Annotated in this window: 11 protein-coding genes and 1 tRNA gene; all 12 read left to right on the top strand. The window is 33.9% G+C overall.

Going from position 1 to position 11,828, the window contains the following annotated elements; genetic code table 11:
* Positions 1 to 61 precede the first annotated feature (61 nt).
* Positions 62 to 814: a slipin family protein gene (locus M0P98_05105; protein MCK9266244.1), complete on the top strand. Its 753-nt coding sequence runs from the start codon at positions 62 to 64 to the stop codon at positions 812 to 814.
* Between the two features lie 12 nt (positions 815 to 826).
* Positions 827 to 1,690 carry a prephenate dehydrogenase gene (locus tag M0P98_05110; GenBank protein ID MCK9266245.1) on the top strand — a complete coding sequence of 288 codons (864 nt, stop codon included), beginning with the start codon at positions 827 to 829 and terminating at the stop codon, positions 1,688 to 1,690.
* Positions 1,677 to 2,483, top strand: a complete 807-nt coding sequence (gene proB / locus M0P98_05115; GenBank protein MCK9266246.1) for a glutamate 5-kinase — start codon at positions 1,677 to 1,679, stop codon at positions 2,481 to 2,483. Before M0P98_05110 ends, proB begins: the two co-directional genes overlap by 14 nt.
* Before the next feature lies 1 nt (position 2,484).
* Positions 2,485 to 3,741, top strand: coding sequence for a glutamate-5-semialdehyde dehydrogenase (locus tag M0P98_05120; GenBank protein ID MCK9266247.1), 1,257 nt, complete (start codon positions 2,485 to 2,487; stop codon positions 3,739 to 3,741).
* The gene (nadD, locus tag M0P98_05125) at positions 3,722 to 4,330 is read left to right on the top strand and encodes a nicotinate-nucleotide adenylyltransferase (GenBank protein MCK9266248.1); all 609 of its coding nucleotides are present in this window, start codon (positions 3,722 to 3,724) and stop codon (positions 4,328 to 4,330) included. Before M0P98_05120 ends, nadD begins: the two co-directional genes overlap by 20 nt.
* Positions 4,311 to 5,333, top strand: a complete 1,023-nt coding sequence (gene pheS / locus M0P98_05130) for a phenylalanine--tRNA ligase subunit alpha (protein MCK9266249.1) — start codon at positions 4,311 to 4,313, stop codon at positions 5,331 to 5,333. Before nadD ends, pheS begins: the two co-directional genes overlap by 20 nt.
* 20 nt (positions 5,334 to 5,353) lie before the next feature.
* A complete protein-coding gene (gene pheT / locus M0P98_05135; protein ID MCK9266250.1) occupies positions 5,354 to 7,369 on the top strand; it encodes a phenylalanine--tRNA ligase subunit beta in 2,016 nt (671 codons plus the stop codon).
* Entirely contained in the window at positions 7,350 to 7,661 is a 312-nt protein-coding gene (gene zapA, locus M0P98_05140; protein MCK9266251.1) for a cell division protein ZapA, read from the top strand. Before pheT ends, zapA begins: the two co-directional genes overlap by 20 nt.
* Before the next feature lie 47 nt (positions 7,662 to 7,708).
* Positions 7,709 to 7,780: transfer RNA gene (locus tag M0P98_05145), tRNA-Met, on the top strand.
* A 176-nt stretch (positions 7,781 to 7,956) separates the two neighbouring features.
* Positions 7,957 to 9,639 (top strand): pilus assembly protein PilM, encoded by a 1,683-nt coding sequence (pilM, locus tag M0P98_05150; GenBank protein MCK9266252.1) that lies wholly within the window; start codon positions 7,957 to 7,959, stop codon positions 9,637 to 9,639.
* Complete coding sequence (locus tag M0P98_05155; GenBank protein MCK9266253.1) at positions 9,636 to 10,385, top strand: hypothetical protein; 750 nt, start codon at positions 9,636 to 9,638, stop codon at positions 10,383 to 10,385. Before pilM ends, M0P98_05155 begins: the two co-directional genes overlap by 4 nt.
* A gap of 9 nt (positions 10,386 to 10,394) precedes the next feature.
* Positions 10,395 to 11,828, top strand: a 1,434-nt coding sequence (locus M0P98_05160) for a hypothetical protein (protein ID MCK9266254.1), incomplete at its 3' end; no start/stop codon positions are given.

An 11,828-nucleotide genomic window follows, 5' to 3' on the forward strand; every position in this document is an offset into this window, starting at 1 on the left:
TGATAGGGTAGTGAAAGGCACAAATGATGGGTAGCATATTCAACCAAACAAGGAGGTTATAATGGGAGGCGGTTTAACTGTATTACTTGTTGTTGTATTTATATTTTTGTTTAATGCAATAAAGGTTGTAAATGAGTATGAAAGAGGAGTTGTATTTAGATTAGGAAGATTGGTTGGCGCAAGAGGTCCTGGTCTTTTTATACTTCTTCCTATGGTTGAAAGAATGGTAAAAATTAGTTTAAGGACTCTAACGTTTGATGTGACGCCTCAAGAAGTAATGACTCGTGATAATGTTCCAATTAAGATTAATGCTGTGGTCTGGTTTAGAGTTATGGATCCAAGTAAGGCTGTGGTTGAAGTAGAAAATTACCATATGGCTACAATGCAACTGGCTCAAACTACTTTAAGAGGGATAGCAGGTCAATTTGAGTTAGACCAGATGCTCTCTGAAAGAGATACAGTTAACCAACAGTTGCAACAGATTATAGATCAACAGACCGACCCTTGGGGAATCAAGGTAAGTATTGTAGAAATAAAAGAAGTTGAACTGCCTGATACTATGAAAAGAGCAATGGCAAGGCAGGCGGAGGTGGAGAGAGATAGAAGAGCAAGAATTATCAACGCTGAAGGAGAATATCAGGCTTCCGAAAAATTGAGGGACGCCGCAAAGATACTTGATGAGATACCTATAGCAATCCAATTAAGGTATTTGCAGACAGCCTCTGAAATTGCAGCAGAGAAGAATACAACTGTCCTCTTTCCTTTACCAATGGAATTTTTAAAGTTTTTTGATGCACAAAAAAAGAACGGTTAAATTAGTTTTTATATGAAAAAATTTAAAAATATTGGCATTGTAGGGCTTGGCTTGATTGGAAGTTCTATTGCTCTTGAAATTAAAAAGAGGAAACTTTCAGAAAAAACTACCGGTTTCAGCAGACGGCTGGAGACCCTTAAAAAAGCTAAAGAGAAAGGGTTAATAGATGAATATTTCCAGAATTTTGAGGAAGGGTTAAAATACCTCGATTTTCTTATCCTTGCTACCCCAATAGAAATTGTAAAAGAATATTTTACTAAAATAAAAAAAGAGGGGTCTAAAGTTCTTGTTACAGATGTTGCAAGTATTAAAGAAAAAATAGTTGAGGAATCTTTAAATATTCTTGGAAAAGAGAACAATTTTGTTCCTTCTCACCCTATGGCTGGTTCTGAAAAGAGCGGAATGGACGGAATTGAAGATAACCTTTTTGACGAGAAATATGTTATTATTACTCCGACAGATAATACAGATAAGAATAATATATCTGTTGTGGAAGGATTCTGGGAATCTCTTGGAGCTAAAACTTTTTTTCTTTCACCGTCAGAACACGATAAATTGATAGGTTTAACCAGCCATTTTCCGCATTTGATGGTATATTCGTTGATTTCTCTTTTTGAGAAATACCAGAAAACAGATGTGTTGTTCAGGTGTGTTGGGACAGGTTTTTCTGATACAACAAGGATAGGGAAAAGCAATCCTGACCTCTGGGCTAATATTTTTCTTACAAATAAAAAAAATATGATTTATTGGATAGAGGAGTATGAGAAAGCATTACAAGAGATTAAGGAACTTTTGCTTAATGATTCTTTTGATAAACTAAGGTTTAATTTAAGTCAACTAAAAATGGTAAGGGAAAGAGTAGATGAAAAGGAATGAAATTTTTGAGAATAACAGAAGGATTGTTATAAAGATAGGAACTCAGGTATTGACTTCTGATAATAATAGGTTAGATGTTTCTGTGATAGAACATATTGTTGAACAGGTTTGCCAGATTAAAAAAAATGGGGTTGAAGTTATTATTGTTACCTCTGGGGCCATTGGTGCAGGAATGCAGGTTTTGGGTTGGCATGAAAGACCTAAAAGCATAAACAGGTTGCAGGCTGCTGCAAGTATAGGGCAGAGTAGGCTTATGCGTGTTTATGAAAGACTTTTTAAAGAAGAAGGTTTTAATGTTGGTCAGATACTTTTGACCAGAGATGTTTTTGTGTCTAATGAGCGAAAAAAGATTGCAATGAGAACCTTTTCTACTCTTTTAAAACTCGGTGTTATCCCAATAATTAATGAGAACGATAGTATAGCAGTAGATGAGATTAAATTTGGCGATAATGATACCCTATCATCTCTTGTGGCTGAACTTATAGAAGCTGATATGCTTATTTTTTTGACAGGGGTAGATGGTTTAAGTAAAAACGATCCCAAAAAAAATAAGAATAGTAAGGTCATAAAAGAGGTCAAAGATTTTAAAGAGATTTTGAGTATAGAAGAAGGGGCTGTGTCAAAGCAAGGTACTGGAGGAATAAAGAGTAAACTGGCAGCAGTTAAGTATGCAACAGATAGAGGTGTTTTTTGTATCATCTTGAATGGTAAAAAAATGTGGAGTATAACAAAAGCGTTTGATGGAGAGATAATTGGGACTCTTTTTTTCCCAAAACTACTTGAACAAAAATAATATGGACTGGAAAACTAAAATATCTGAGCAGGCTGAAAAGATGAAGAATGTTTCATTAAAATCATTAGGTTTTACAACTGAACAGAAAAACAATTTTCTTTTGAAACTGTACGAAAATATAGAAAAATATAGAGATAGTATCTTACGCTCTAATAGTAGAGATGTTAATAAAGCCAGAGAATCTAACCTCCCTGAACCTTTTATAGATAGATTGGCTTTAACCAATAAAAGAGTTGATAAGATGCTTGAAGCTATTGGTGTTGTTACAAATCTTCCTGACCCTGTTGGCGTTAAGATTTGGGAAACAGATAGACCAAACGGACTACACATAGAGCGGGTTAGGGTGCCAATAGGTGTTATAGGAATAATTTATGAATCAAGGCCAGACGTTACTATTGAAGCAAGTATACTTTGTATTAAGGCAGGAAACTGTGTTGTTTTAAGAGGCGGCAAAGAGGCAAAGTATTCCAATAGCATACTGGTTGAAATTTTAAAAGAAAGTTTAGTGGAGGTAGGATTACCTGCTGATATGGTGAATTTAGTTTCTGTTGGCGGAAGAAAATCTGTGAGGTATCTACTTTCTTTATCAGAATATATTGATTTGATTATTCCGAGAGGCGGTGAATCTCTAATAGAAACAGTTGTTCAACATAGCAGAATCCCTGTTATAAAACACTACAAAGGTGTGTGTCATACATACATTGATAAGTATGCTGATATTGATATGGCTTTAAAGGTTGCAGTTAACGCAAAGATTCAGAGACCTTCTACTTGTAATGCAACAGAGACGTTGCTTGTTCACAAAGATGTATCTAAATCGTTTATTCCGGCAATAATGGAAATTTTTATGAAGGAGAAAGTAGAGGTTAAGGGTTGTAAAAAGACACTAAAGATTGTTTCAGGTATAAAAGAAGCTACTGATAAAGATTGGGAAGAAGAGTATCTTTCAATGAAAATTTCTATAAAAATTGTTGATTCAATAGAAGATGCAATAGAACATATAAATAGGTATGGAACCTCTCATTCTGAAGCTATTGTTACAAGTTGCAACTTAAATGCTACAAAGTTTTTAAAAGAGGTTGACGCTTCTGCTGTTTTTCATAACGCTTCAACAAGATTTACCGATGGAGGCGAGTTTGGGCTTGGGGCTGAAATAGGAATAAGTACCGATAAAATACACGCAAGAGGTCCTATGGGCCTTGAAGAACTTACTTCTTATAAATACTTAATTTACGGTTATGGACAACTTAGGCAATAGGATAGGAATAATAGGAGGAACGTTTGACCCTATTCATAACGGGCATCTTATTATAGCTGAAAAAGCTCGAGACGAGTTTAGTCTGGAAAAAGTAGTTTTTATACCTGCTGGTAACCCTCCACACAAAAAAACTTTTTTTGCTTCGGCTGAGCAGAGATATGAGATGGTTAAAACTGCAGTAAAAAATAACCCTTTTTTTGAAGTGTCAACTATAGAACTTGATAAGAAGAGAATTTCTTATACCTATGAAACAGTGTTACAACTTGAGCAACAATATTTAAATTCGCAGTTATATCTTATTATTGGTGAAGATTCTTTTCTTGATTTAGCTTCGTGGCACAAATACGAGTTGTTAGCAAAAAAAGTTGTTTTTCTTGTGGCTCGCAGGGATTTGGTAGAAAAATCTGTAAAACCTCCTTTAGATATTGAGATGTTAAACTACTATTTTATTTCATCGCCATTAGTGGAAATTTCATCTTCATACATAAGAGATTGCATTTATTTTGAAAAAACAGTAAAATATTTAATCCCTGATAAAGTTTTTGAATATATAAGGAGAAACAATCTGTATGGATTTAATAACACTTAAAAAAAAGATTAAGGAAATATCAGAAGAAGCGGGTAAAGAAATAGAGAATATTAAAGATAACGCTACTCTTGATATATGGAAAATAAAATATCTTGGTAGAAAAGGTGTAGTTAACTCTCTTTTTTCAAATATGTCTGAGTTAGATATTGCTTCTAAAAAAGAGGCAGGAGTTATACTCAACAGTCTAAAAAACAGTTTGACTGAACAATATGAGTATAGGTTGTCTTCATCAGACCAAGAGAAGAGTGATATAAACCTTTCTTTTCCGGGAAAACCTGTATCGATAGGTCATCTGCACCCTATAAGCGTAACCATAAGAGAGATGTCTGAGATTTTTACAAGACTCGGTTTTGGTATTGTTTCAGGTCCAGAGATAGAGACTTCATATTATAATTTTGAGGCTTTAAACATTCCAGATGGTCACCCTTCGAGAGATGCTTGGGATACATTATATTTGAATGAAGCCGACAAGATTCTTTTAAGGCCTCATACAAGTCCTGTTCAGATACGTATGATGGAAAAAAAGTCACCTCCTTTGAGAATTGCAGCGGTAGGAAAATGTTTTAGAAGAGACGCTGTTGATGCTACCCATAGCCCTGTTTTTCATCAGATGGAAGGCTTTATGGTTGACACAAATATTAATTTTTCACATCTGAAAGGTGTTTTAACATATTTTATTAACAAGATGTTTGGAGATAATATTAGTGTTAAGTTTACTCCTTCGTATTTTCCTTTTACTGAACCGAGTGCAGAGTTAAGTATGTCTTGCATTGTCTGTAAAGGGAAAGGATGTTCAGTATGTAAAAATTCTGGATTTATAGAAGTTCTTGGTTGTGGAATGATACATCCTCAGGTCTTTAGAAATGTTGGGTATGACCCTGAAAAATATACAGGATTTGCTTTTGGGATGGGGATAGAGAGACTTGCAATTATAAAATTTGGAATAACAGATATAAGATATTTTTATCAGAATGATATGAGGTTTATTACTCAATTTATTTAACATAAAATGGAATAAAAGAAATGAAATATTCACATAATGCTATATCAGAGTATTTGTCAGGAAGTATTGGAAAAGAAGTTCTAATAGAGTACCTTGATTTGCTTGGCTTGAATCCTTTAGTAATATCTTCTGATGAAAAAGATATTATTTTTGAACTGGAAACACCTGCAAACAGAGGATACCTTTTAAGTCTGCTTGGTGTAGCCAGAGAGGTGCTTCCTTTTACTTCTTGTGACCTTAAATTGCCTGATGATGGTTTTGAAGAAGATTTTTCTTCTGATATTTCTTTGAAGATTGAGAGTGAAAACGACTGTCCATACTATTCTTGCCGTGTTATGAACGGCGTAAAAAATGTTAATTCTCCAGAACATATAAGAGAAGTTCTTAACAAGATGGGATACAGAAGTTCCTTTAGCACAGTTGATATATCTAATTTTGTTATGGCAGAGATAGGGCAGCCGTTGCACATATTTGACCTTGATACAATAGAAGGGTATGTTGAGATACGTAGGGGTAGGAAAGGGGAAGTATCGGAACTTATAGATGGTAAAAAAATAGAGATAAATGAGGATATTCTTGTAATTGCAGATGCTGTAAAGGTTATTGCTGTGGCAGGTATTATGGGTTGCTCGGTATCTGAAGTGAAAGAAAGTACAAAAAACATTCTTATTGAAAGTGCAATTTTTAATCCTTCCGTTGTTCGTAAAGGTAGCAAAAAATTGGGATTAGCTACTGATGCCTCTCTTAGATTTGAGAGAGGTATGGATAAAACTACTGCCCTTAAAGGTATGTTGAGGGCGACCCATCTTATTCATAAAATCGGTGGAGGTAAAATTGGCAATCTTAATGAGGCTGGTAGTATTGAAGAAAAATCTAAAGAAGTAGTTTTGGATAAAAGAAGAATTGAGAAACTTCTTGGAATAGATGTGGAAGAAGATTTTATTGTTAAGACACTTGAAAAATTAGGTTTTTCTATCCGCAAAAATCAGAATACTTCTTATATAATTAAAGCGCCTGTGTACCGGAATGATATAAAAGAGGATGTTGATGTTATTGAAGAAATTGCAAGGTATGGTAAGTACTCTGAAATTCCCTCTGAAATGCCTTTAGCAGTTATTGAGCCAACTCCATCTGCTAATCAGGTGGAGGAGATAGAAAAGATTAAAGATATATCTGTTAAACTTGGGTTTTCAGAGTTTATAAATATGGGTCTTACAGATAAAAGAAGCGTAGAATTCAATAAAGATAGTTTGTATATTCCTGTTGAAAACCCGTTGTCTGCAAATTTAGGATATTTAAGGACGAGCCTTATTCCAGAAATTTTGGAATCAATTAAGTTTAATGTTTATCACGGTTTTAATAGAATAAATATTTTTGAAGTTGGGAAGGTATATTTAAGTAAAGATAATGATTTTAGAGAGGAACTGAAAATCTTGTTTGTGTCGGTAAATAGTGGTGATTTTTTTGTCCTGAAAGGTAAGGTTGAAAAGTTTTTAGAAGAATGTGGGATAGAAAAAATAAGTTTTCTTAATAAACCGAACCCATTTTCTCGAGAAGGATGTAGTACATCGATTTTTGCATATAATCGACCTGATACAGAATTAGGCAAACTCTTTATTCCTTCAGATGATATTAAAAGTATTTATGATATAAAAGAAGAAGAAATATATATATGCGAGATGTATCTTGAACCTTTATCAACTCTTTTAAATTTTGAGAGAAGTTTTAAATCTCTACCGAAATTTCCATATTCAAGTAGAGATTTTTCTTTTATACTAAATAAAAATATAAGCTGGGAAGATATTGAAAAAACAGTTAGAGCTCTTGATATGCCTGTTGAAAAAATCAATTTCTTTGATGCTTATGAGGGTAAGAATATTGAAAGCGGAAAGATAAGTATAAGTTTTTCTGTTTTCTTTAGATATCCTGATAAAACACTTGAAAGTGTTGAAATAAAAAAATTTTCAGATATAATAATAGAAACTATTAATACTAAGTTTAAAGGGATACTTAGAGGTGAAGATAGAAAGTGTTGAAATATTAGGAAAAAAACTTCAACTACAACTTGGTCTTAAAACTAGTGAGTTACAAGAGGTTAACAGAAAGATTAACAAGCGTTTAAAATCGCTTATGGTTGAATACCCTAATCTTGATAAGATAGATATACTAAGTTTTTATATAGTAGAGTTACACGAAGAGATGTATAATATAAAAACCAAACTTGCGAAGGAAGAGAAACGTTTTGTTAAAATATCGGGAAAACTTCTTTCAATTGAAAACAGAATAAAAAAAGAAATAGAAAAACTTGACATTGAAACTTTTGAATGATAATATAGTATACAAGTTTGTGAATTATGAAATCATAATATACTTAATGCGGGGTGGAGCAGTGGTAGCTCGCCAGGCCCATAACCTGGAGGCCGACCGTTCAAATCGGTCCCCCGCAACTTTGTTTTCAGTTATAAGAAGAGTTTAAATTTAAAATTTGAATTTATAATGTCGGTGTTATTTAATTTAGAATAACAGACTTCCCGAATTATTGAAAAGAGTATTATGGTCTGAAAAAGCACTGGCAAGGGAAGATTCCTACTTTTTCAAAAGTAATGCTTGTCTGAGGATAATAGTGAAAATAGGAAAACAGAGAATATTATCTATAGATTTGGGAAGTACAAAGATAAGAATATGTGACATTCAAAGAGCCTCACCTAAATTTAAAGTTACATATTATGATGAATTGGAAATCCCCAGTATAGTTGAAGATAAGAGCGATTTTTTCAGAACAGAAGGAAGAGCTTTTATAAAACGTCAACCAAGCAATTCTTTTTATGTTTCCCTACCTGGAAGAGGAATATTGATACGTACTTTAACCATCCCAAAGGTTCCATTAAAAAAAGTACGAGATATTTTAAAATACGAAGTTCAGCAACAGATACCTTTTCCTCTTGAGATGGTAGAATGGAAATATCAAATCTTGAGCGAAGAAGGAGAATCTTTTAATATTCTGCTCGCAGCCGCAAAAAAGGAATTGATAAATGAATTCTTAAGTAGTTTGTCTATGCTTGGGATAGATTATGCTTACCTTGATACCGACCTTTTTGCTTATTTTAACGCTTTTAGGTTTTCCCAACAGTTTAACTCCGAAAAATGTCAAGCCATTCTTGAGATAGGTGCTAATTCCTCTAATTTGATTATCAACCATAAAGAAAAAATCCTTATGCGTTCTTTAACTACTGCTGGGGAAACTATCACCAATGCTATTGTTGAAGCAGAGACGATACCTTTTGTTGAAGCAGAGGATAAAAAAATTGCAGAAGGATTAAGTTTACCTATTGTAGCAACAAGTATGGAAAACCTTAATACTGAAATACAGAATTCAATAGATTTTTGGCGTTTTACTCAGAAAGGTCCTGAAGTTGAAGAAATATTTCTTTGCGGGCAAAGCGCATTATTTAAAAATGTGAAAGAGTTTCTGCAAGAAAAATCGAGAATACCTACCTACCTATTTAAAGTTTTTTCCAATTTTGAACTCAATTCTCAATACTCTTATTTAGAATCCAAAGATATTGAATTTGCTGTTTTAACAGGGGTGGCTCTTAGAAAAAATAGACAGACCGTTATTAATCTTGATATGATTCCAGAAGAGATGGAAAGGATAAGAGAGTTTAGGCAGAATAGACCCTATATTTATATCTCAGCAATTATGGCAGGACTTATTGCTATGACTCCAACATTTTTTTATAATCAAGATAAAGCTGTTCTTAAGGTTTTACTTAATGAGATAGAGATGTCTTTACAACAGTATGAAAAATATAAACCTGAAGTTGACGCCCTAAAAGGTGAGATAGAAACTTTAGACGGGAAACAAAAAACAATTAAAAATATTACTGAAAGTAAAACAATATGGCTTAAAAGAATCCTTGATATAGGAAACTCCCTACCAAGCAGTAGAATTTATATTGCGTCCCTTTCACCTGGTTCCGAACAAGCACCTTCTGGTGGTACTCCCCCTCCTGCACAGACCCAGGAACATGAACACGATGAACCTGATGATCATGGAATGGAAGACCAACCAGAGGTTGTTCAACCTGCTTCACCAACAGGCGAATTGAGCGTTGGCGAAGAAAAAGTATTCACACTGAAAGGAGAAGTTATTGTTACAGATATTAAAAGTGCTTTTGGGGATTTCAAGACGTTTGTATCTGCTGTTAAGGAACTTTCATTTGTTGATAAAACAGATATCCTATATTGTGAACTAAACCAACAAGAAGAAAAACTCGATTTTTCACTTGTTATTTCCTTAAAATGAATAAAATTAAAGCGTTTATAAGCAAACATTCACTGGTTTTGTCATTTGTCTTTGTGCTTGCAATTATTGCGGTTGGACAATTTATAAATAAAAAGATAAAACAAGAGATAAAAACCACCGAGAATGTAATTAAAGAAAAATATGAACAAGCCAAAAAATACGAACTTGACGAGGAGAATGCTCCTTCTCAAGAACTTATTAATGAACTAACTGTAAAAAAGATGTTATTTGAAAGAAATGTAAATATGTTGATGGACCGTTTTTCGACTGTGTATCCTGTTTCTCACGAGTTTACTCTTTATCCTTCAATTGAGTTTAAAGAGTACCTCTACTTTTCTTCTGATCGGCTTTATAAAAAAGCTACACGAAGAAGGTTGCGGATACCAGAATCTCTTGGATTTCCTATGACAGGGTTAGTTCCAGAAGAACAGATTAAGACTTGGACCCTTCAGTTTGAAGTTGTTAAAGATATGGTTAACTTAATTCTTGATTCAGGAGTTTCTGTTATTGAAGAAATAACTTTTGGCGCTCCGCAGAAGGTTAGTTTTTATGATATGCTACCTTTAAAAATAACTGTCAGCGGAACAAGTAACGAAATAATGAGGTGTCTTAAATATTTTGAGCAACCATCTTCATATTTCACTTTAAAGAGTTTTTCTATAGAAAAAAGTGGAAAAGGTGTTTTTAGAATGAATATGGGTATAAATGCTATTATTTTAAAATATGAGGGTGCAATTGGCACTTAATAAAATATAATGGGAATCGATATAACTCTAAAAAGAATAGAGAAAAAAAGACGGATTCTTGAATTTATTGAAAGTAAAAAAATTGTTCAACGTAAGGAAACTAAAAAAAGAGAAGTTCTTATACAGGTGGATAAACGTGTCCAAGTTCCATACGTTAAGAAAGAAGAAACACCAAAGGAATATCAAAAGGTTTATATGGCTGATAGTAAAATGAGGAAGCAGCGTAAAGAGAAAGCAGTTCGTTCGTTTTCACTGAGTAAAGACAAAGATAAACTTAAAAATAAGGTTTTTCTTAATGGTGGTACAAATGAAAACGTTTCAAAGGTGGAGAAAAAGACTTCTCGACAAAAGGTGAAATCTGAACAGTCTGCTGTTGAGAAGGAGAGATTAGTATCTTCACGACTGAAAAAAAAGAAAGAAGCCAAGCAGGCAAAGTTGGATGAAATCCGTAAACAGAAAGAAGAAGCCCAACGTCAAAAAGAAGCGCGTCTTGTCGAGGAAAAACATATAAAAGAAGAGAAACTACGTCAGAGACAAGAGAATATTCTAAAAGAGAAAGAAGCTAAACAGGCAAAGTTGGATGAAATCCGTAAACAGAAAGAAGAAGCCCAACGTCAAAAAGAAGCGCGCCTTGCCGAGGAAAAACGTATAAAAGAAGAGAAACTACGCCAGAGACAAGAGAATATTCTAAAAGAGAAAGAAGCTAAACAGGCAAAACTGGATGAAATCCGTAGACAGAAAGAAGATGTCCAACGTCAAAAAGAAGCGCGCCTTGCCGAGGAAAAACGTATAAAAGAAGAGAAACTACGTCAGAGACAAGAGAGTATTCTAAAAGAGAAAGAAGCCAAACAGGCAAAACTGGATGAAATCCGTAGACAGAAAGAAGATGTCCAACGTCAAAAAAAGTCCCGCCTTATAGAAGAAAAACGTATAAAAGAAGAGAAACTAAACCAAAGACAAGATAATAAGACTAAACTTATTGGTTTTATTGCTTCTGTTCAAAAAAATAGGAAACTTATTCAACAAGAGAAGTTTCTTGAAAAGGCAGCGCTTATAGCAGATAAGAAGTTGCAACAAAAACAGACTAAACAAGCAGGTCTTGATAAGAAAAAAGAGGCGCGCCTTGTTGAGGAAAAACGTATAAAGGAAGAGAAGTTACGCCAAAGACAAGAGAATATTCTAAAAGAGAAAGAAGCCAAGCAAGCAAAACTGGATCAAGTTCGTAAACAGAAAGAAGCACTTCTTGCTGAGAAAAGACGAGCAAAAGAAGAAGAGTTACGTCAGAGACAAGAACTTACCCTAAAAGAGAAAGAAGCCAAGCAGGCAAAACTGGATGAAACCCGTAAGCAGAGAGAAGAAATCCAGCGTCAAAAAGAGTCCCGCCTTGATGAGGAAAAACGTATAAAGGAAGAGAAGTTACGCCAAAGACAAGAACTTATCCTA

It is taken from the genome of bacterium, from assembly GCA_023230585.1.
Classification (GTDB): domain Bacteria; phylum Ratteibacteria; class UBA8468; order B48-G9; family JAFGKM01; genus JALNXB01.

Coding starts and splice junctions, on each gene's coding strand:
- pheS (MCK9266249.1), top strand. CDS start 4,311: ATGGATTTAATAACACTTAAAAAAAAGATTAAGGAAATATCAGAAGAA.
- M0P98_05120 (MCK9266247.1), top strand. CDS start 2,485: ATGGACTGGAAAACTAAAATATCTGAGCAGGCTGAAAAGATGAAGAAT.
- pheT (MCK9266250.1), top strand. CDS start 5,354: ATGAAATATTCACATAATGCTATATCAGAGTATTTGTCAGGAAGTATT.
- proB (MCK9266246.1), top strand. CDS start 1,677: ATGAAAAGGAATGAAATTTTTGAGAATAACAGAAGGATTGTTATAAAG.
- M0P98_05105 (MCK9266244.1), top strand. CDS start 62: ATGGGAGGCGGTTTAACTGTATTACTTGTTGTTGTATTTATATTTTTG.
- M0P98_05110 (MCK9266245.1), top strand. CDS start 827: ATGAAAAAATTTAAAAATATTGGCATTGTAGGGCTTGGCTTGATTGGA.
- nadD (MCK9266248.1), top strand. CDS start 3,722: ATGGACAACTTAGGCAATAGGATAGGAATAATAGGAGGAACGTTTGAC.
- M0P98_05155 (MCK9266253.1), top strand. CDS start 9,636: ATGAATAAAATTAAAGCGTTTATAAGCAAACATTCACTGGTTTTGTCA.